Origin of the sequence: Bacillus sp. JJ1532 (assembly GCF_036965085.1) — a bacterium.
GTDB lineage: Bacteria > Bacillota > Bacilli > Bacillales > Cytobacillaceae > Cytobacillus.
Window position 1 is genome coordinate 20282 of sequence record NZ_JBALOW010000030.1, and the last position, 21681, is coordinate 41962.

The 21681-nt window shown below is 36.5% G+C and carries 23 protein-coding genes; 2 read left to right on the forward strand and 21 right to left on the reverse strand.

Going from position 1 to position 21681, the window contains the following annotated elements:
• The 3 genes from V7122_RS11795 to V7122_RS11805 all read right to left on the reverse strand — a co-directional run.
• The coding region (locus tag V7122_RS11795) for an SCO family protein (protein ID WP_335526871.1) at positions 1-246 on the reverse strand (246 nt) is incomplete at its 3' end.
• A gap of 103 nt (positions 247-349) precedes the next feature.
• Entirely contained in the window at positions 350-1336 is a 987-nt protein-coding gene (locus V7122_RS11800) for a nucleoside hydrolase (protein WP_335526873.1), read from the reverse strand.
• A 100-nt stretch (positions 1337-1436) separates the two neighbouring features.
• Positions 1437-2927 carry an ATP-binding protein gene (locus tag V7122_RS11805; protein ID WP_335526875.1) on the reverse strand — a complete coding sequence of 497 codons (1491 nt, stop codon included), beginning with the start codon at positions 2925-2927 and terminating at the stop codon, positions 1437-1439.
• Positions 2928-3280: 353 nt separating this feature from the next.
• Here V7122_RS11805 and V7122_RS11810 point away from each other — a divergent pair, with 353 nt between their 5' ends.
• Positions 3281-3790, forward strand: coding sequence for a PCYCGC motif-containing (lipo)protein (locus tag V7122_RS11810; RefSeq protein WP_335526877.1), 510 nt, complete (start codon positions 3281-3283; stop codon positions 3788-3790).
• An 81-nt stretch (positions 3791-3871) separates the two neighbouring features.
• Here the strand turns inward: V7122_RS11810 and V7122_RS11815 are convergent, their stop codons facing one another.
• The 4 genes from V7122_RS11815 to ilvA all read right to left on the reverse strand — a co-directional run bounded on the left by V7122_RS11815 (position 3872) and on the right by ilvA (position 6740).
• Entirely contained in the window at positions 3872-4126 is a 255-nt protein-coding gene (locus V7122_RS11815; RefSeq protein WP_335488800.1) for a DUF2535 family protein, read from the reverse strand.
• Positions 4127-4263: 137 nt separating this feature from the next.
• Positions 4264-5022, reverse strand: a complete 759-nt coding sequence (gene tatC / locus V7122_RS11820; protein WP_335526880.1) for a twin-arginine translocase subunit TatC — start codon at positions 5020-5022, stop codon at positions 4264-4266.
• Positions 5023-5098: 76 nt separating this feature from the next.
• The gene (locus V7122_RS11825) at positions 5099-5293 is read right to left on the reverse strand and encodes a twin-arginine translocase TatA/TatE family subunit (protein WP_066299667.1); all 195 of its coding nucleotides are present in this window, start codon (positions 5291-5293) and stop codon (positions 5099-5101) included.
• Positions 5294-5471: 178 nt separating this feature from the next.
• The gene (gene ilvA / locus V7122_RS11830) at positions 5472-6740 is read right to left on the reverse strand and encodes a threonine ammonia-lyase IlvA (RefSeq protein WP_335526882.1); all 1269 of its coding nucleotides are present in this window, start codon (positions 6738-6740) and stop codon (positions 5472-5474) included.
• A gap of 239 nt (positions 6741-6979) precedes the next feature.
• Here ilvA and V7122_RS11835 point away from each other — a divergent pair, with 239 nt between their 5' ends.
• Positions 6980-7216, forward strand: a complete 237-nt coding sequence (locus tag V7122_RS11835) for a hypothetical protein (RefSeq protein WP_335526883.1) — start codon at positions 6980-6982, stop codon at positions 7214-7216.
• 31 nt (positions 7217-7247) lie between these two features.
• On the opposite strand, the gene V7122_RS11840 is transcribed toward V7122_RS11835, so the two are convergent.
• From V7122_RS11840 to V7122_RS11905, 14 genes are all read right to left on the reverse strand, one after another.
• Positions 7248-7733, reverse strand: coding sequence for a dihydrofolate reductase (locus V7122_RS11840; RefSeq protein ID WP_335526886.1), 486 nt, complete (start codon positions 7731-7733; stop codon positions 7248-7250).
• Positions 7730-8524 (reverse strand): thymidylate synthase, encoded by a 795-nt coding sequence (locus V7122_RS11845; protein ID WP_335526888.1) that lies wholly within the window; start codon positions 8522-8524, stop codon positions 7730-7732. Before V7122_RS11845 ends, V7122_RS11840 begins: the two co-directional genes overlap by 4 nt.
• Positions 8525-8585: 61 nt before the next feature.
• Positions 8586-9287 carry an anthrax toxin lethal factor-related metalloendopeptidase gene (locus tag V7122_RS11850; protein WP_335526889.1) on the reverse strand — a complete coding sequence of 234 codons (702 nt, stop codon included), beginning with the start codon at positions 9285-9287 and terminating at the stop codon, positions 8586-8588.
• A 191-nt stretch (positions 9288-9478) separates the two neighbouring features.
• Positions 9479-10090 carry a TerD family protein gene (locus V7122_RS11855; protein ID WP_335526891.1) on the reverse strand — a complete coding sequence of 204 codons (612 nt, stop codon included), beginning with the start codon at positions 10088-10090 and terminating at the stop codon, positions 9479-9481.
• Positions 10091-10186: 96 nt separating this feature from the next.
• On the reverse strand, positions 10187-11299 hold the full coding sequence (locus tag V7122_RS11860) for a toxic anion resistance protein (protein WP_335488747.1): 1113 nt from the start codon (positions 11297-11299) through the stop codon (positions 10187-10189).
• A 4-nt stretch (positions 11300-11303) separates the two neighbouring features.
• Positions 11304-12941, reverse strand: a complete 1638-nt coding sequence (locus V7122_RS11865) for a YceG family protein (protein WP_335526894.1) — start codon at positions 12939-12941, stop codon at positions 11304-11306.
• A 477-nt stretch (positions 12942-13418) separates the two neighbouring features.
• Positions 13419-14228: an HAD family hydrolase gene (locus tag V7122_RS11870; RefSeq protein ID WP_335526896.1), complete on the reverse strand. Its 810-nt coding sequence runs from the start codon at positions 14226-14228 to the stop codon at positions 13419-13421.
• Positions 14228-15343, reverse strand: coding sequence for a cysteine protease StiP family protein (locus V7122_RS11875; RefSeq protein ID WP_335526900.1), 1116 nt, complete (start codon positions 15341-15343; stop codon positions 14228-14230). Before V7122_RS11875 ends, V7122_RS11870 begins: the two co-directional genes overlap by 1 nt.
• A complete protein-coding gene (locus V7122_RS11880) occupies positions 15336-16718 on the reverse strand; it encodes a phosphoribosyltransferase family protein (protein WP_335526902.1) in 1383 nt (460 codons plus the stop codon). Before V7122_RS11880 ends, V7122_RS11875 begins: the two co-directional genes overlap by 8 nt.
• On the reverse strand, positions 16645-17856 hold the full coding sequence (locus V7122_RS11885; RefSeq protein ID WP_335346297.1) for an HpcH/HpaI aldolase/citrate lyase family protein: 1212 nt from the start codon (positions 17854-17856) through the stop codon (positions 16645-16647). The genes V7122_RS11880 and V7122_RS11885 overlap by 74 nt, the downstream gene beginning before the upstream one ends.
• Positions 17857-17954: 98 nt before the next feature.
• The gene (locus V7122_RS11890; RefSeq protein WP_335346298.1) at positions 17955-18722 is read right to left on the reverse strand and encodes a TerC family protein; all 768 of its coding nucleotides are present in this window, start codon (positions 18720-18722) and stop codon (positions 17955-17957) included.
• A 180-nt stretch (positions 18723-18902) separates the two neighbouring features.
• Positions 18903-19484 carry a TerD family protein gene (locus V7122_RS11895; protein ID WP_335346299.1) on the reverse strand — a complete coding sequence of 194 codons (582 nt, stop codon included), beginning with the start codon at positions 19482-19484 and terminating at the stop codon, positions 18903-18905.
• Between the two features lie 269 nt (positions 19485-19753).
• Entirely contained in the window at positions 19754-20359 is a 606-nt protein-coding gene (locus tag V7122_RS11900; protein WP_335526903.1) for a YpjP family protein, read from the reverse strand.
• A gap of 22 nt (positions 20360-20381) precedes the next feature.
• A complete protein-coding gene (locus V7122_RS11905; RefSeq protein WP_335526905.1) occupies positions 20382-21560 on the reverse strand; it encodes an LL-diaminopimelate aminotransferase in 1179 nt (392 codons plus the stop codon).
• Between the last annotated feature and the right edge of the window lie 121 nt (positions 21561-21681).

A 21681-nucleotide genomic window follows, 5' to 3' on the forward strand; every position in this document is an offset into this window, starting at 1 on the left:
GTCCTGCAGCTTAGCCATATTAAAAGTCATTGGTAAGCAAACATCAGGACAGTTCGTGTAGATAAAATCAGCTACCCAAACCTTTCCATTTAAATCGGATAGTCCAAGGGATATATTATTTTGATCTGTAAAAGTAAAATCGGCAACTGGCCAGTTTTTGGCATCTTTTATTTCACTATTGCCACAAGCCGACAGAAGAAAGATTGTTAAGATCGATATGATGATTGTCATGACTCTAGATTTCATTTCTGTATCCGCTCCTCTATATATTCGAACCTATTCTAGCAGACAGAAGAGAAAGAAGAAAGAAAAAAATATGGCAAACCTGTGACATTATGCAGATTCCATTTTATTTTTCAAGAATTCCATCTACTGGTGTTCTCATTATGTCATAGAATGATTTAATAAATGCTGAATAGTTAAACTGAACAGCAACCTTATGAATTTTATAATCTTTTGATTGTAAATCAGGCTTCTTCCGAAAATCTCCGATGCTTTGCCCAAATGCAATCCCTTTTTCAACAACTACTTGAATAGGTACCTCTGCATATTTAATTTCTGAGCTTTCCAGTAATGCCCACAGAGATAAAACATCATGTAAAGGACTTCCGCTAATGCCTGGGTTAGATTTTTGGTAGAAGGAATAATAATAATCGACCATTGGTTTTACTAAAAGGCCTATTTTATTATTAGTTGAAAGGTAATATTGGTGAAGCGAATCAATAATAGCTGGTGTAATAATAGCAGACATTGTTACATCTAAAGGAAAAAGATGAATTTTCTTATGTGAATTATTTATGAGAATTCTTGCAGCATATGGATCACCCAAAAAATTAGCCTCAGCAGTTGGCGTCACATTCCCAGGAACATAAAAGGCCCCGCCCATAATGTAATAATCATTTACCTGTTCCATTATTCGCGGGGACAATATGAAAGCTGTTGCCAAAGAGGATATTCTGCCAATATTGACAATCGTGATGTTATGTTTGTACTTGTCAATCAGAAATTTTACCTCATAAAAATTTTCAAATAAATTTTCATTTACATCGAGATTAGGCACTATGGGACCTAGCCCTTCAAGTCCGTGCACCTCTGGAACATATTCAGGCATTTCACCTGTTAGCGGCAATTCAGCCCCTCCAAAAATAGGGATATTTTTAATACCTGTTACTTCCTGCAAGTAAGCCGCATTTCGAATCGCATCTTTTCTTGACACATTTCCATAATCTGCAACTATCCCAACAATATTAATTTCCTGGCAAAAATAAGCAAATAACATTGCTACAATATCATCAATCCCATAATCGCTAAATATAAGGACATTTTTCATCCCCATCATGAATCCCCCCTGCTATTTATCATATTCACATAGCTTGAATAATTAGAAAGAAACATCCAATTTTCAGGGTAGGATCAATTGCTAGGAGTACTTATTGTTATTCTGCATGATCATCCACTAAAGGAATAAAAATCTTGAAGGTTGTTCCCTTCCCATTTTGACTTTGCACTTCAATTTTCCCTTTCATTCTTTCAATGATTTGGTAACAGACCATTAATCCGATTCCTGTTCCTTTCTCCTTTAATGAATAAAATGCCGTCCCTAACCGTTCTAGTTCTTCCGCACTCATTCCAATTCCTGTATCACTTATTTCAAAAACTCCATACTTTTCATCATTATAAACCGAAATACTTAATGTACCTCCGACCTTCATAGCTTCGATTCCGTTCTTTAAAATATTAATCAGTACTTGCTTTAGCTCGCTAATATTCCCTTGAATAAAAACCCCTTCATTCAAAGTAGGAACGACCATAATATTTTTTGACATCATGGCATATGAATTCATCAGGTCCAGTACCTTTGAAGCTGTTTCGGCTGCATCCACCTTTTCGGTATGTTCAATATCTGGCTTTGCTAAAGAAAGATAGTCATTGATAATCGTTTCGGCACGACTCATTTCTTCTATCATTAATCGAATATACATACGCTCTTCATCGCTCATTTGATCTTTAGCCAAAAAGATTTGCAGGAATCCTTTGACAACCGTCATAGGATTTCTTATTTCATGGGCAACAGAGGCTGCAAGCTGCCCAATTGCATTCATTTTTTCTGCTCTTTGAAGTTCTCGCAGAATTTTTGTTTTATGTAAGATTTGTTCCATTTCATCTATAGCTTCTTCAAATCTGTGCATGGAAACAGCATTTTTATGAGTCGTTCCAAACTCCACAGAGGTGGCAGATAAACGATCAAAAAGCAAGGATAGCTGACTCGTCATATTATTAAATCGTTCTGCTAAAATACCCAAATCAGCTTGGTTTGGAGACTTTAATTTCACATTGAAATTTCCATTGCTTACTTCATTAAAGCCTACGATTATTTCATTAACCGGATACAATACTTTTTTCAAGCCTCTTTTTAATATTAAATAACCACTGACTGTCATCAGAAGCAAGAGGGCAATTAAATAGGCTGACATCTTATTTCGGTATTCCCTGATAAGGTGTGCGTTTATATCAAAGCTGATAACACCGGCAACCACATTATCTTTTAGAATTGGAACAAAAGCTGATATCCAAGTTCCATATTTATCCTCGTACACTTCAGTAGCTATGACTTTTTTTGACGAAATAGCTTTCTTATAACCGTCTAAGTACACCTTAACCGCCTCATGATAAGAAAATGGGAGAAGCCCGATCTTTTTATGGCTTTTGGAAGTGGCCAGAATAAAAATTTCATCCTCATTCATAACATCCGTTGATAGAAGAATGGCATTTGTATTAGGTGCCTTCTCATTTACAAGTGACAGCTTTTCAGTAATATTTTGAAATATAGGATGTTCTGTATTTCTATCATCATTTATCCTTTTAATATCCTTCGCATTGAAAGTCGTACTCCATAATGTTGACATTTCAGCAACACGATATTTCATCTGTTTTTCCATCTGGTTAGTTTGCAGGATTAAACTTATTCCAATTGTAATTGAAACTAGAATTAAACTTATTAAAAACGAGAATAGAAAAACTTTTCTGGACAAAGGTAAATTATTAATATGATCCTTCATAAGTCAGTCACCGAATCCTTATATTCTGAAACATTTAATATTTTCGACAAAGATTAGCAAAATTCCTTTAAAGTCTAGTAATTGTTACAATATTTGCGTACTACTACCTATTATATATGACAAATCAATGAACCATGGGGATCATTTTTAGATTTCTAAATAAATTATGATATAGTAGAATGGATAGATTCCAGTAAAATAATTTGAATTTAGGTGATTTAATGAGGATTAAATTAATTACATATTTCCTAACCGTTGCAGGCATACTTTCCCTATTATCGGCCTGCTCATCCAAAATAGAAGAATCTGCCGGTTCAAATAAGGATGAGAGTGTTCATACTTTCCATGCAGAAAATGGAGACTTGCGCGAATTGACAAAATCAAATGAAGTGCTTCCGGATTTTCTGAATGAAAAGCCCGAGCAAATGCAAATCATATACGGGGCAGCTGCCCAGCACAAGGATTTATTAGAGGCGATCCCATGTTATTGCGGATGCGGAGAATCAGGAGGTCATAAGGATAATTATGATTGTTTTGTATATGAAAATAAACAATCTGGTGAAGTTGTCTGGGATGACCATGGGACACGCTGTGGCGTTTGTTTAGAAACAGCTGCTGAAAGCATTATTCAATACAAAGATGGAAAATCGATAAAAGAGATTCGCCAATACATTGATGATAAGTACAAAGAAGGATATGCGGAACCAACCCCTACCCCATTTCCAAGCTAATCTCAACCTAAGCGATAGTCGCTTAGGTTTTTTTTCAATATAAAAAGAGTACCAGCTGCTAAGCCGATACTCAAAAATAGTTCAAGCGTTATTTTTTAATTCTGGAGTCTTAAATAGCTCCTCATACACTGGCCATTTTAAAACTCTTTTTAAATACTCTCGAAAAGAGTGATTCTTCATAACTTTCTTGGAATCCTTATAGAGGGATGTCATGAAAGTTTGCAAACGGACTTGAATCATGAAGTAAAATGGGCTATTTCTCTCTAATACAGGAATTTCCGTAATCTTAACCTTCTGTCCAACAGCATTTTTGAACTCCAGGCTTTTAAATAGCAAAATATCAATCCTCTTTTTTACCCGTTTGACTATATTATACATGAATTTTGCTCTCGAAAGGTGTCTAAATATGTGTATATGAAAATATTTTTTCGCATAATTTTTCTTCAAATGCCCGTAAAATTACTTCAGACCCATTAATTTTCGTCTAAAGGTTCGTAATCATTCTGTTCTTCCCATTGCTGTTCCTTCTTTAATTTGCGCTTATAGACAATTTTTGATAAGTTGATGCTAATTTCATATAAGAATAATAACGGAATGGCAACAAGGAAATCTGACATAAAGTCAGGCGGGGAAATAACAATGGCAATAACAATAAGAATAAAGTATGCATATTTTCGAATTTTTGCAAGGGCATATGGGTTAAGTATTCCTAGTGATGTCAAGAACATGACTACAACCGGCAATTCAAACAGTACTCCGAATGGCATGGTCATATGCATAATAAACCGGAAATACTTTTCCGCAGTGAAATTCGTTTCCAGCATCTGCCCACCTAAATCAACAAGAAAGCCCAACACTGTCGGGAAAATAACAAAATAGCCGAAACAAAGACCAACGATAAATAAAATAAATAATGCAGGAATATATGAGAGTGAAATTCTTCTTTCTACCGGACTTAAAGCTGGTTTAACAAATAGCCAAATTTGCAAAGCTAAAACCGGGATTGTCGCTGCAATGGCAACAACAGATGCAATCATAAAGTAAACCCAGATAATATCACTTGGACCAAGTACAATAAGTTTCACATCAAGGTCGCGGACAAACCAATGATAAATTTCTTCCACATACATGAAACCTGCTACAAAGAAAACTAAAAAGGCTGCTATGGTTATAATTAACCTTTTCCTTAATTCATCCAAATGCTCAACTAAGTTCAGTTCTTTATCTTCCATTTTCTTCTCCTGAAAATACTATGTTTGGAATAACGGCAAAAAGACGAAAAAAAAGCAAGACATTCATCTTGCCATCTTATTTAAGCGTTTTTTTCTTGTCATCCTCTAATTCTTCCATCACGTCACTTGTTAAATCACGAGTAGACTTCTTAAATTCCCTAAGTGTTTGACCAAAAGCACGGCCGATCTCAGGTAATTTTTTTGGGCCAAATATAATTAATGCCAAAACAAGAATTAGAATTAATCCAGGAACTCCGATGTTTGAAAGCATAAACATCCTCCTCAAAATAACTTACTGATAAACCTAAATTCAATTATAGTGCTTTTAACAACGCTTGTGGTAAAAGATCAAGAAAGTTCATATTTAGTTCACAAAACGCTTTACCTTCTTGTCACTATAATAGCTTATAAATCTGTTTACCATTTTCATTATAATATTGGATGCTATTTTAAACAAGTAAATGGAAAAGATTACTGTCTTTATTAATGTCTGTATAGGCAAATCCTTTTTTATTCATTCGTTGGATTAAACCAGGGTAATCCTCTTTATTCTGCAGCTCAATGCCTACTAAAGCCGGACCATTATCCTTATTATTCTTTTTTGTATATTCAAATCTTGTGATATCATCATTAGGTCCAAGCACTTCATCAAGGAACTCGCGTAATGCACCAGCACGCTGAGGAAAATTAACAATAAAGTAATATAAAAGTCCTTCATACAAGAGGGATCTTTCCTTCATTTCCTGCATTCTGCCGAAATCATTATTACCTCCGCTAATGACACAAACAATATTCTTCCCTTTAATTTTCTCTTTATAAAAATCAAGTGAAGCAATTGGCAATGCACCTGCAGGCTCTGCAATAATCGCATGTTCATTATATAATTCCAAGATCGTTGTGCATACTTTCCCTTCAGGCACGAGTAGAATATCATCAACAAATTCTTCGCAAATGTCAAAAGTTTTTTCTCCGACACCTTTGACTGCAGCTCCGTCAACAAATTTATCAATATCTTCTAGTAGAGTTACAGTTTTATTCTTTATGGATTCGTTCATCGATGCTGCACCTTCAGGCTCAACACCAATCATTTTCGTCTTGGGGGAAATACTTTTTATGTAAGTACTTAGCCCTGACATTAATCCGCCCCCGCCAATACTAGCGAAGACAAAATCGATTGGCTCCTCACTGTCATTCAATATTTCAACTGCCACAGTCCCTTGTCCTGATATGACCCTTTCATCGTCAAAAGGATGGATAAAGGTCCGATTTTCTTCTTCAGCACATTTATTGGCTTCAGCATAAGAATCATCAAATGTATCACCAACTAGTATAATATCAACAAAGCCGCGGCCGAACATTTCAACTTGGCTTACCTTTTGACGCGGTGTCGTTGTCGGCATAAATATTTTCCCTTGAACACCTAGATGTCTGCATGCGTATGCTACACCTTGAGCATGATTGCCCGCACTTGCACACACAACGCCATTTATTGTTTCTTCTTCACCCAATGACTTAACTGAATAATAAGCACCTCTGAGCTTAAATGATCGGATATGCTGCAAATCTTCCCTTTTCAAAAACACATTGCACTCATATTTTTCAGAAAGACGCTCATTTCTTTGCAACGGGGTATGGGCGACGATATCCTTCAGCTGTTGGTATGCAATAAGAATATCCTCCAGTTGCACCCATTTTTTCTTTAAAACTTTCTGTTCCATATTGTCACCCTCACTTATTTCGATTTAATTTTTCTATTATACCACTTGTATACTTGATTTCAACCCATATAAATTAAATTTTTTTATTTTTCCGATATTAATTGAATAGCAATCTAAGAATTTATCATATAATATGCAAAGTGAATTTTTCTAATATTAAGAAGAAGTTGATTGTCGCTGATTAGCTGAAATGTTTAGATGAAACGATAATTTTGTATGATTAATAGGGGGTGGGGCAAATGGAGTTCTCATTATGCAGTCTTGATTGTGCATTGCCTGTAGAAGTAACATTAGATGAGGATAACGGGCGGTACATGATAAGGAAAAGTGATTCAAGCGGGGAATTTTTCAATACTCCCCACGAGCTCATTCAATGGGTTAAAAGTAATTTCTCCGCTGATGAGTTTTGTGACCCTACGGAATTTCAGGCAATGGTCAAAAAGTTGACGGACTATTTAGTCAACCCTAATGCTTAGTTTAAAAAAAGACTCCACGTAGGAGTCTTTTCTATTTTCTATCATAAATTTCAAATTCGTAGTCATATGGATTTTTCTCATCCTTAATGCCCTTTTCCTTCGTAAGGAGCTTCCATTCTTCCATCTTCAGTTCTGGAAAAAACGTATCCCCTTCAAATTGTGCGTGAATCCGGGTTATATAAAGACGATCTGCAACGGGAAGAAATACTTTAAATATTTCAGCCCCGCCAATCACAAATATTTCTTCTTCCTTTTTATTGCTATATTGAATAAATTCTTCAACTGAGCGGAATATCGTAACGCCTTCTTTTGTGAAATCATGGTTACGTGTTATTACAATATTCTCTCTTCCGGGAAGTGGCTTTCCAATTGAATCCATGGTTTTTCTCCCCATCGCAATCGGATGTCCTATTGTTGTCCTTTTGAAGAATTTCAAGTCTTCTGGAAGATGCCATGGCAGCTGATTATTCTTGCCGATGACTTGATTCTCGTCCATTGCCCATATTAAAGAAATCATACACTTACCTCCCCCTTAATATGAGGATGGGCCTCATAATAAACTAATTCAAAATCCTCAAACTTAAATGAGAAAATATCCTTCACTTCAGGATTGATTTTCATTTTCGGCAATGCCATTGGCTGGCGGGTTAGCTGCAGTTTCACTTGATCTAAATGATTTAAATAAATATGAGTGTCCCCAAAGGTATGAATGAATTCTCCTGGCTCCAAGTCACAAACCTGTGCAATCATGAGGGTGAGAAGGGCATAGGAAGCGATATTAAATGGCACCCCTAAGAACACATCGGCTGATCTTTGGTAAAGCTGACAAGATAGTTTCCCGTCAGCTACATAGAATTGGAACATGCAATGGCACGGAGGAAGCGCCATCTTCTCAATATCTCCAACATTCCATGCATTCACAATCATCCGTCTAGAATCAGGATTTGTCTTTAATAGATGAATTAATTCGCTGATCTGATCTATTGTATTGCCGTCTGCTCCTGTCCATGATCTCCATTGATAACCGTAGACAGGTCCTAAATTGCCTTCCTCATCGGCCCATTCATTCCAAATTCTAACCCCGTTATCCTGGAGATATTTAATATTTGTATCCCCTTGTAAAAACCAGAGCAACTCATGAATAATGGATTTTAAGTGCAGTTTTTTTGTTGTTATGACCGGGAACCCTTCCTGAAGATTAAAGCGCATTTGATAGCCAAATGTACTGATTGTCCCTGTTCCCGTTCTGTCTTCTTTTTTGACTCCATGTTCGAGCACGTGCCTGCAAAGCTCTAAATATTGTTTCATTTACATCCAACCTTTTCTATTCGTACATGGTTATTATTCTATAACAAACCAACATTTTTTCCTAATTTAAATTTTTGATAAAATGATAGGTTTCCGGTGCTTTATCTTTTAATAGTTCATTTGTATCGCTATCCAGATAATAATAAGCAAAGGCTTCTGCAAAATACTCCTCTGGAAATGTTAAAAAATAGTCTTGATTAGGAAATAATTTTGCACTTTCAAGCTTCCAGACAGAAAGAAATTTTTGATTGTAGCGAATACTGTTATAAACATATTTATCAATCGAATGGGCAAGCTCATGCAACTCTAAATTCACAGAGCCGTGCCCCTTTCCTTTTTCGCTAAAACCTATCTTAACTAAAACAGTTTTTGACCCGCCTATGCCCGGAACATCATCCCAAGTAGTTTGACTTTTGTACCCCCTCGGAATCATCCCGGATAAATACTGTGCCGTTGGATTGTCCGTTAATTTGCCGACAAAGAGCTTAAGTTTAATATCTTCTTTGGCTATTTTTTTCAATAGAAAATAAGGTAAATGGTCAACCCTTTCGATAATCTCAGCTGCTTTAAGCTCATCGAAAGGATCAAACGGAAGGATAATAATACTTCCGATTAAACTTGGAGATTGGAGAACTAGGGATTGGTGAAGCAAAGAATTGTGCGGGTAATTCTTCAGTTGAATACCGCCCATTGCTGCTTGCGAACTGCCCATTAAAGTAAGGGTAAGAGTCATTAATATACACAATACCACTATTCTTTTCATCGTAGACTCCCTTCCCGCAGCACTAAGGAAAACTTCTAAACTATCTAAAATATATTTTATTTAAATTATACCATATGAAAAAATAGCATTATATAATCGCAGTCTAGCGAAAATTTGGAAATTCCTTTTCAAATAGTCGAAAATATGAAAAAGCCCTGACAAATTTGCCAGAGCTCGTTAACCAAATTTACTTAAGTATAGGAACGAACAACATCAGCTAAGCCTGGTGAGGAAGTGCCTGTTCCGACTGCTGCAAATTTCCAATCTGCACCGTGACGGTAAATTTCACCAACAACTAAGCATGTTTTGCCGCTATAATCATCTGTCAAATTGTAATGAATCATTTCTTGTCCATTTGCAGAATTCACAATGCGAATGAACGCGTTTTGGATCATCCCAAAATGCTGTTTACGTTTTACACAGTCATAAATATTAACAACGAATACAAGTTTATGAACTTGTGCTGGAACACGGCTTAAATCGATTAAGATCTGCTCATCATCTCCATCTCCGTCACCTGTCAAGTTATCACCTGTATGCTGTACACTTCCGTCATTGCTTTTTAAATTACCAAAGTAAATGACATCACTGTTATTTCTAATTTTATCATTTTCACCTAACATGATTACGGACGCATCACAGTCGATATTAGCCCCGCTTCCGCCGCCTCCGAATAGTGATCCTAATAATCCACCGCCGCGGCTTTGTACTGGGTCCCATCCAAGTCCTACAACAATTTTTGATAATCCAGGATTTCCTTTTGTTAAATCGACTCTTTGACCTTTTTGTAAATTAATAGCCATGTTTTCACCTCATTAAATTTTTGATCCTTTAGATCTTTCTCTTCTTCATTTAGTTTAGCTTTTTTATGTAGCACAAGTAAGGGAGAATCTTTTTGGTTAGCTTCCTTGGTGCTTAATTTTTTTAAAATTATCTTGAAGCTGTTCTAATCTTCTTGTACCTTCTTCACGCATACGTTTGTTTTCTTCTTCGATTGCTTTTGTTTCCTGCATTCCCTTAATAATAATATTCCATGATTCCTCTATCGTTTCAATCTTAATGCTTGGCGCACCAGCAAGTCTAGCAATATCTGCACTTTGCGATGAAATATTTTGGGCGTTGCGAAGAAGCATCTCATTTGTTCTTCTATCAAGCTCATTCATAGAATCTGCAACAAGCTTTTGTCGTTTAGCTGCAACCGCTTGTATTAACCCGTTTTTAAAGATAGGAATCGTTGTAACAAATGCAGAATTAATCTTTCCAATGAGCTTTGTGTTTCCTCTTTGTAATAAACGAATTTGCGGTGCTGTTTGAAGTGATACCATCTTCGCCATTTCCAAGTCGTATACTCTTTGTTCCATAAGGTCAATGGCATTTCTCAATGTATCTAGCTGCATGGAAGCCATTTGATCTCCTGCAGCCGTTCGTGCTTCAAGCTGAGGAAGCTGATTCGCTTTAAGCTCGTCAATCTTCATTTGTCCTGCTACCGCGTATTTTTCCAATGTTAAATAGTATTGATAGTTTTGCTCGTACATTTGATCAAGCATTGTAGTAGAGTCGACCATTTCACCTTGATATTTTGATATTTCCACATATACTTTATCAATTTCTTGGCCCATCGTCTGGTATTTCCCAAAGAGCTTATCAATAAGCTTTTCGCCTTTTTTGAAGAGCTTACCGAATAACCCGCCAGATGTCTTTTCAAAGTCTTTCTTATCAAACTTATCCATAATTCTGCCGAGTTGCTTTAATAATTCCCCAGAATCCTCAACTTTTGTGGATCTCATATTACTTAATATTTGATCAGAGAAACGTGAAATTTGAGTAGCTGGCTCTTTCCCAAATTCAAGAATTTGTATTTGATCCCTCTCATCAATAGACCGTGCTAAGTTTTGCACCTCAGGGTCATTTCTAAGAGCTAGTTTAATTTCCGATGCTGATGCTTCTGTAAGTTTATCCTCTTGCGTTTTATTCAAAGTAAGATCTAGATTTGTCTGCTGCAATTGATTCATGACATCAGTCTCCCCTTAAATTTTTAAATATTCCTCTTACCTTTTTTAATATGGAAGGTTCTTTAAACTCCTGTTCAAATACAACATCCTCCAGCCAATGCACATCATATAATCCATCCTCTATAAAGTTTTCTAAATCATTATGTCCTGGCGGATTGTAAAGGACAATGTCAATTCCAAATTGATTTAGCAGCAATAACAATGCTGCATCTGTCCTTGTCATTGTTCCATTGAGTTCATTGTTATAGAGAATGAGCTTCGGTACATCCTGTGAATAGTCAAATTTTTGGAGCAACTGCAAAACACTTGCTGGAATCTGCATGCCTTGTGAAAATAAGTAGGTTTTCAATTCCTCGATATTTTCGTGATGGATTGGTTTAATATATGGACGTGCACATATATTTCGAATGGCTGTTGCTATTCCATTTTGAAGTCCGGTTGGCAGATGCTGGTATTTCCAGTAGTGTGCCGTCACCATTTTATGAGGATCAAGCAACCCATCCTTACCTAGGGCATTGCGATAATGAAATCGAAAATCATTGTTCACATTATTTGTAAATGGGAATCTTCTAATTAGAAGACTATAATCGTACTCTGATATTAATTGTAAGCGGTCCCAATACTCCTTCCGATTTTTGCTTACACCTTGTACTTTAGCAAAAATAGAAGGAATTTTGACTTGTCCGTTTTTCACTTCAAAATTTGGCCGTACCATTGCCTTTTCTTTAATTAAAATAAAAAGCTCATCGTATGTTGTTTTCAACGTGACAGATAAAGGCGTATAATCTCGGAGCTGCCATGGCTTATACAGACCAGACCCTTCATGGTTTAATATAGACTCAATCTCTCTTGATGCCCGGTAGGCAACAGTAGCCGAGCGTCTGCTCTTTTCAGTTGGAAATCGCTCTGGGTCCTTTCTCTCAGGATAGCTGTAAACAAAGGTTCCTTCTAACCCCTCATTCCAACCAGCAAGCCAATCACTCCCTGATGGCGAGAAAGAAACAAGATCACACCCTAAATTCATTAAATAATAAAGGAAGTATTTATGGCTATTATTCGTTTCTCCATACCATAAAAATTTCGGCATCGCTTTTTCCAGATCGATATGATTCCAATTTTGTCCAAGATGGTTAAATGTCCATTTAATAACATCGACAAGGACCCTTCTCAATTCTTGACTGTTTAACCCCTCTGGCTCCACTGTTGAAAACAGCTGCAATGTCGAAATCATCGCTTCCCTTGTTTTCCGATGCAAAGAGGGGATATTGGATTTTAATAATAGCTGTTCACCGTCAAGGAATGCCACAAATCGATTAATGGATAGCTTTTGATCCCTATTAATATTTAACACCTTTTGGATGGCTTGAAAGTGATGATTATCGATTGATTTATCAAGTGCCTCTTCGCTAATTAATATGAGGTCAGCCTGCTCCGTATGGATTAGATCATAAAGACGATTATAATACTCATCTTCATCTAAAGGAACACCTAAAAAGCGGGCAACCACTTGACCTAAATGAATGGTGCCTTGCTCAATAGAAAATTGCGGCCTTTCCCTCAATGGCTTTTTCAAGGTACTCAACCAATTATCATTAGATACTGGCAATAAATTCGTTTTTATTTGATTATAGGAATGATTCATTTTATTTTCCCTTCCCTTTGCAAGCGAAAGATGGTAATAGCATGTATAAATTTTTCTATAAGCAGAAAAAAATATGAATATGTAAAGTTATTACCATCATATCACATCTGAAGAAGTTTTCTAAAACGATTCCATCAATATTCCAAAAAACTTCAAATAAAATTCTTCTATTTTCAATCTTTCACCCTTTTTCTCGTCCCTGCATATGTTTAAGTACGTTGAATTAAAGAAGGTGAATAAAATGAGGTTCCTATTTAGAAGGGCGAAATACCATTTACAAGAATCAGATTTAGAGCCCGTTGAATCAGTTTTGGGTTCGGGATATTTTGTATTAGTAGATTTATTTTTTTGGTCCTTACTGATTACATTTATGACAGTGTCTCTGCATTTCTCATTAGTATGGGGTTCTATTATCTTTTTTACTTCATACATGTTTGGAGGAGGCCTATTCTTAATTTTAAGAAAGTGGCTTGGGGATTAGCCGCTAATCGTTACATCTTTTATATTCCTAAATATTTTTGATAAAATCTCTTCCCCAGCCATTACTCCTCTTTTATTAGTTAACATATAATGAGCATCCTCAATATTCTCATTGGCCAATTCCCCATGAGATGGAACAAATGGAAAATCACAATCTTTTAAAAAATCATGATCAAGCAGTGAATCACCAGCCCCATAAACAGTTAAGATTCCCTCACGCTCTTTAATAAACTTAACAGCCTCGCCTTTGCTTATTGGATTTGGCATAAAATAGAGCTTTCTTCCCTGTAATGAAACTCTCCAGCCAGATTCAGCCGCTTTATGTTTCACGATCATGATTGCTTCCAGGCTCAAGTTTTCTTCAAGAATATAGTAAAAGAATAATCCTTCAGCCCTTTTTATCGTTCCCGGTATATTTAATTCCCGCAAATCCTCTTCCATTTCTTTAATGGGTTTGCATTCAGTTGTCAGACGCTCCTTGACTAATCTTTGCCATTCGATCAGAGGGTCCCCCTTATAAATGATATTGGCACCATTTGACGTGATTGCATATGTTAGTGGAATGTAGTTCGAAAATATAAAGATTCGATTAAATTGATCCCAAGTCCTAGTCGTTACAGGAACAAACAACATATGGTCTGCAATTTGGCGAAGAGCTTCTGCAGACCTTTTTGTCATAAACGCAACTTCCCGGTCTGCTTTTTTCTCCACTCCGATTAGATCATTCACTTCTGTTTGTTTGAAGTCTGCCAGAGCCCGCTCTGAATAAATAAGTGTACGATCTAAATCTGACGCAAACATTTTCATTATTTCATTCCTACCTTTTTAATTAATCCGCAGCAAGTATAGCTCATCTCCGGATAATGTAAAACTTCAACATTTCTTTCTTTAGCAAGCATTAATATATGTCTGACATATGGACTTTCCATATCCTTCATGAGAATTTTCCACGGCACTCTTCTTAGTAAAACCCTTGTCGTTTCTCCAACACCCGGTTTAATATAATTTGTATTCTCAATATAATATTCTTCTTTTATTTTTTTCACATCTTGCATACCTTGAAATGTTGCCTTTTCATGGTACTCAAGCAGGTAAGCCGCAGATTTAGCAGCTTCCTCATAAATAGCAGGAAATTCATTCGTAATTACATCTAAATACTCATTGGAAACATCAGAACCAGCTAAATCCTGATAATATTTTGCTCCATGAAAATCATTGGGACCTATAAGTTCTTTATTTAGTACTGTGCGGCTTACTAATCCAGATACTGTTGAGTTTAAACACGCACTAGGAATTAAGAAATCCTCTCTAGTTCCATAAAGAGTCGTACAATGTCCAGGATCTGCAAGTACAGCGAGGCTATCATCAAGCGCAACACCATATTTCTCTGAAATATCCTTACAAGCCTTTATTAATTCAATCGAAATTGCACCCTTGCCTGTCCATCCATCGATAAATTGAATGGTTTTTCCCGGATGTTTCTCTAAAATATATTGAATTGCATTTTCGTCCAAACCTTTATCGCGAATGATAGAAACACTATAATGAGGTAAATTTGCATGATATCTTCCCTGAATATAACGTTTGATTAAGATCCCAATCGGAGTACCGGCCCGTGCCAAGGAAACTAGAACAGTATTTTCTCCTTTTAACTTGTAAATTTGTTCCGAAACGATCCCCGTGCATAAAGCTACTTTTTGCTTATATTCGAGTAATGTTTCGCGAAATAATTCCATATAATTGTCTGGTGGCTGATATTCAATCGGTAAAGTTTCGCTATAATGCTGTCCTAACTGAATTTGCTTTTCCCGATTATCAATCGAACCCTCCAATTGAAAATGGCTTAAATCCTTCAAAAGAAAAATCACGTCATTTTCAGCATATGATCCAAATTTTGTTATATTATTTATTGAACTATTCATCTCGTAAACCTCCATTAAAGAATACTATTTTTATGTCTCTAATGTTTGTCTTTTTTAATTCATTAAGGAATGGCTGCAGTTCTTCCTCCGATACCGCTCTTTCAAAAAACACAAACAGATCATCGTATTCATTTGGGGGGATATTATAAACAAATTGGTCTACTTTCCAATCTTCTGGATTAGGGAATGATAGACCAAATGCTGCTCCATACGATTGACGATTTTCAACGTATATAGGGCTTCTAGTAGAAGACTGATAGCTGACACCATTTCCCATGTACGAGGCGATTATCATCGGCATATACATAAATTCGCCTGTTCCAAGGCAAAGTGTTCTTTCCCCTAGTCTATGATTTTTTAAATACCTTCCCACTTCCTCCATTGACTGATTCCATTCATGATTTGTCACAGAATTTATTCCGAATCTGCCTGTTTCTTTTACATAAGGAATGCTCTTTATTTTCCCTTCTAATGAAATAGATGAATAGTGGATAGCGGTAGTATGTTCTGGGAAAATATCATGAAGCACAATCTTTTCCACCGTTTGGGAAACGGAAGCAACGCTTAATGGTGAAGGTGTTCGACATTCAATATCTGGTGAACCAATCGCCTTCATAAACCCTTTAAGCAAACTTACTGATTGAATCGTGATTTTAAGCTCCTCTTCAAGCTCCTTATATAAAAGCTGGTCCTCCTCAGAACGCCAATCCAAAATAGACACAACTGTATACTTATCTCGTGGAAACTGTTTTTGAATGGATCGAATAATGTTTATGGCCGTTTTTCCCGTTGTCATTTCATCATCGACTAATATAACCTCCCGCTGATTATTTAATAGTGATTCATCGATATAACAACGGTGTGAAGTAGCATGGGAATGCTCCTCCTCAAAGGTTATAACTGGTTCTAACCCTACGAGCTTTTCCCTCGTTGTATGGAAGAAATCTGCTTTTTGGAAATATTGATAAAAGGCATGTCCGAGTGCAGTTGCCGTCTCTGCAAAACCGATAATAACTGGATTTAAATGTTCACCTACAAAAGGCTGTTCAGCAAAACTATCTGAACCATTATTAAACAAGAAAACTAGCTTTTCCCTTAAACCCGCTTTTTCAAATGTAACCTTCTCTAAATAACGATTTGCCAGCAAAGCCCCTGTTAACATTCCCATCCTAGGCTCAATAGGGATATGCTTTCCTAAAACCTTGCTAACAAATAAAAAGGATCTCTTTTTATTAATTCTCGCTGCCATAATAAACAATTCATCGATTGGCAGCTGATATGGATTTTCGGTTATCTCAATTTCAACGCTCAACCGGTTGAGGATCGGAAGCGTAAATTTCGTTGGTGAGCAAGTCGATGTAAGTGTATTCTTCATTTAGCACCCCGTAAACTTCAGATTTTAATAGAATTTTTTGCGCCCAATAGTAATGTGGTTTAATCTCATTCATTTTATTAGAGAATTTACTTTTCATAACACCGATCTTCCCATCAGCCTTATCGATAATATTTTTTGCGTCAAGGTATTCTTCAAATGATACTGTATTTAATGCCTGTACCGGTCTTATATGGGTAGGGTGTATGATCGTTTTCCCTGTCAAACCGTTTGTAATATCCATCAATATTTCTCGTATCAGCCCGTCCATATGTTTATCAATTAATTCTGACCTAAAATGAATTCCTTCCTGCCCATATTTCTCGCGAAAAGGTGTCTGTCTTAGCTGTGGCTTTAACATCCTTTCCTTTGAAGAGAAATACTCCCAAACAGGCCCGGATATAACATATGGATGGTCAGAGCGCAAGAAAACATTAACGATATCTGAGATGCAATCGCGAATAACCGCTATATCATAAACAGTCGTATCCGAATTTCTGCGAATGCCATATAATCCGCAAAAATCAGTTGCCCCAATTCGAATATTGAGAATGAGATCCTCATATTGGTCCACCAAATATTTAATGGCCATTAGCTCATCTAGTCTTGTTTCTTTTTCAATGACCTTTTTTGTTTCTAATATCGGAAGTGCAAACAGTCTATGGCCTGCATCATTAAGCCTTCTAATTTCCTCTAAAACTAGCTTGTCCTTTTCTGGAGAAAATTTCGGTATGACGATGCCCGTTAATAAATCCAAACCTTTTTGAATACTATTCATTAATCGCTTAAGCTGTTCATAACTGCGAATACGGATAAACATTAATGGCAGGTCATCCTCTATTAAAAGGCCTTTCTCCATATCTTCTTTTAAATTTCTTAGTTCCTGTACAAGCATAGACTCAGCTAGTTCTACTTCATCATCACCAATTGCATCCTCTAAGCAAATAACCATAGAGGTCAACCCTGAATGTTTTTTTGTTAGTAAGTCCTGATGAATATTTGGACGGGTTGCCGGCATATAGAGCGTTGCCCCCAGCGCATTGGATAGGATGTCTTTCCTTGAATTTCTTGTAAACTCTTGAGGCTTTTTATAAAAAATTTCATTGCAATGAATATCGCTAAGGTTTGTAAATAATCTCATCCTGTTTGCTCCGTTTCCAATAAATTAACAAAAGTAAAATAGGTAAAAAGAAAGGGAGCGGACAATTGTCTGTTCCCTAAAAATCATATAGTAATCTATTATTCACCAGTTGCTGCTTTCTTTTTATTCATGAAATGTACAACGAACGTAGCTGCAAATGTAATAAGTAAAATGATGAAGAAATAAATATGGTCAATGTGGATACCTGCAACACCTAATAGCATCTTCACAGAGATAATCAAGATAAGAACATAAGCTGATGTTTCTAACTCTGGCACTCGATCGATTAGCTTTAGGAACACGCCTGCGATCCCACGCATCATTAAAACGCCAAGCATACCGCCTAATAATAATACCCAGATTTCCTGGCTGACCCCGAATGCAGCTAATACACTGTCAACAGAGAAGGCAATATCCATTAATTCAACAGCAACTACAGTTCCCCAGAATGTTCCGAAGAGACGAATTAATAAACCGCTTTGGTTCATACCCTTAATTTCATCGTCATCTGCTTCTGCTTCTTTCTTTTTATCAATAAAGTATTTAATGGCTAACCAAGCAAGATATCCGGCTCCTAATATTTTTACCCACCATAGCTTGATTAGGAAAACGCCAATACCGATTGCGATAAAGCGGAAAACATACGCCCCGAGTAATCCATAAAAAAGTGCCTTCTTACGTTGTTTCTCCGGCAAATGCTTTACCATTACTGCAAGAACTAGAGCATTATCTGCTGATAAAAGCCCTTCTAAAATAACAAGTGTTCCTATTAATCCCCAGCTAACTGGATCTGATAAAACCTGAACCCACATTTCCCAATTAAAAAACTGGGAATAAGTGTGTAATATACCTTCTAATATCGTCATTCTTGTTTGTTCCTCCCGAAAATGTCTAGTTTATGTTTGTAGGTTAATTCACATTTTATCGTATCAAAGGATATGCAGTATACTGCCTTTAAACAAAAGGAATGAACTACCAGCATATCCAATGGAAAATTTTATTCGATAGAATTTTTATTTAAGCACCTGATCTAGCAGCTTCGCTTTTTATCCAACTTGCAAACCGAAATCTTTTGCTAATGCAGCAAGGCCGCCCTGATAGCCGCTTCCAATTGCATTAAATTTCCATTCACCATTATGTCTGTATAATTCACCCACAACGATTGCCGTTTCTATTGAGAAGTCTTCCCCTAAATCATAGCGGATTAACTCTTCTCCAGAATCTTCGCTTAAAATCCGAGCATAAGCATTGGAAACCTGTCCAAAGTTTTGATTTCGAGCTTCTCCATCATGAATGGTAATTGTGAACGTGATACGCTGTACATCAGCTGGAACATTCGCTAAATTAACTTTTACCTGTTCATCATCGCCATCACCTGCACCAGTACGGTTATCACCTGTATGTACAACAGAACCATTTCCGCCATTCGTATTGTTATAAAATATAAAGTCGCTATCAGATGCTACTTTTCCATTATCTCCAAGCAGAAATACGGAAGAGTCCAGGTCAAAATCATTGCCGCCGTCATATTTATTTACATCCCATCCTAAGCCTACAACTACTTTTGATAGTCCAGGATTTGTTTTTGTTAAATCTACTTTTTGACCTTTTGATAAACTTACAGCCATTTTTATTACCTCCAAAAAAAAGAATATGTTTTATTTACGATGCTTTTCTAAAAAAGTTTCAATTTACTATAAAAAAATTTTAAAAATATAGTAAAACTTTCTTAAGTTTGAGAACTGTCTAGCTCCACAAGGAATGCTTCGGCAGCAAAATCATCGAACGAGTAAAAGCGTTAGCTTGTCGGGGGTGAGCACAAAGGAAAGCTTCTGCGAATATTTATCGCAGGAACAATTGTCCTTTGATTGTTCCGAAGGCGCTTCCGCTTTTCTATTTAACTCATCCATTTTGGCGGGGTATTTTTATCCCAATAAATACTCCCAAGCTCATGGTGTGCTTGAAATTGATCATGATGTGTATGGTAATGAAAGTTAAACCAGTAGCCTTGCTGCGGAGGCTGATCTCTCCTAACATGAAAGCGAATAACATCTTCGCTTGTTTTTTCACTAGATATATTAAAAATCTTCTCTGAGTGACCTTTACCTGGGCTCTCAGTTACTGTTAAATAGGCTAACTCTTCTTCAGGGTATTGTGCAGCAACATTCATTATAGCTTTTTCAATATTAGGCAGGATTACTTCAGAGAATTCATTTTCGATGACTGGTTTAATCCTTGCCCCAAACTTCGTATAAGATTGAGCTTCGGCTTTGATGAGCATTTGCCTAATAAAATCCTCTTTACTAATATACCCAACAGGTTCATCTGCCAATGCAGGATTATTTATTACACTTTTATCTTCCGGAGAAGTATCAAAAATATCTTTTTTCGATGTTTTTACTGCATTAGAATCATCATAAAGAAAAGCTTGTGAAGGTGTAACCAATCCAAAGGTTAAAATGGTTACCATGACAACGAGTGATTTACGAAGCCAATTAGGCATAGATTAAACCCTCCTACCGTTACTAATTCGTTACTGCTTCTAATATCCCTGACTGCTTAATATTACGAACCGCTTCCTGTAATCTTTCTTCTGACTGTACAAGTGCAATTCGCACATAACCCTCTCCCCAAGAGCCAAATGCATTTCCAGGCGTGACGACCACATTTGCACGATTTATTAGTTCGATGGCAAATTCCTTTGAAGAAAAGGATGAAGGTACTTCTGCCCAGACAAACATAGAGGCTTTAGGCACACTGACATTCCAGCCAATTTCTCGCAAGCCATTCACAAGAACATCTCTTCTATTCTTATACATCGCTCGCAGATCATTTAGGAAATTAGATTCATCTGTTAATGCCTTAGCAGCAGCTGCTTGAATCGGAAAAAACACTCCGTAATCCACATTTGACTTAAAATTAGCAAGCATCGTAATAATTTCTGGATTACCTGCCGCATAAGCAATCCTGCAGCCAGCCATATTAAAGCTTTTTGATAATGAATTCATCTCAATACCAACTTCAATCGCTCCGTCAACTGCAAGAAAGCTAATTGGCTGTTCATCATAATAAAGCTCAGAATAAGCAAAATCGTGCAAAATAACGATATTGTATTTTTTTGCATAAGCAATGGCCGCTTCAAAGAAAGCTTGCGTTCCCATTGCTGGAACAGGATTTCCTGGAAAATTCAAAATCATTAACTTTGCTTTTTCGCTTATTTCCTCTGGAATTTCGGAAAAATCAGGGAGAAATTGGTTTTCCTTTTTTAGCGGCATAGGATATAATTTAGCTCCTGCCATACTAACTCCAGTTTCATATGCAGTATAGCCTGGATCAGGAACGAGCACATAATCACCAGGATTACAAAGAACCATTGGAAAATGGACTAAACCGTCCTGAGAACCCATTAAAAGCGAAACCTCTGATTTCGGATCAAGTGATACACGAAATCGTCGGTCATAATAGGTGGTTACTGCTTCGTGAAAATCATCAGTCCCTCTCATCGAATAACCATATAAATTGGGGTTTTTCGCTAATTCAGCAATCGTTTCCGTCACAACAGCTGGTGGCGGAGTATCCGGACTGCCAACGCTTAAATCCACAATTTCCTGTCCTTCTGAAAGCTTTAATTTTTTATAATAAGCTAATTCTGAAAAGATACTTTCCTGAAAAGAATTCATTCTCTCTGCCATTGTTATTTTCATCATGGTTCCCTCTCTATTTATACGGTATCAATACTATTATTCTATTATACTTGCTTTTACGATAAAAAGGAAAAATGGTTTCACTTTTAAATAAAAATAATAATTATGGATTTATTTTTCA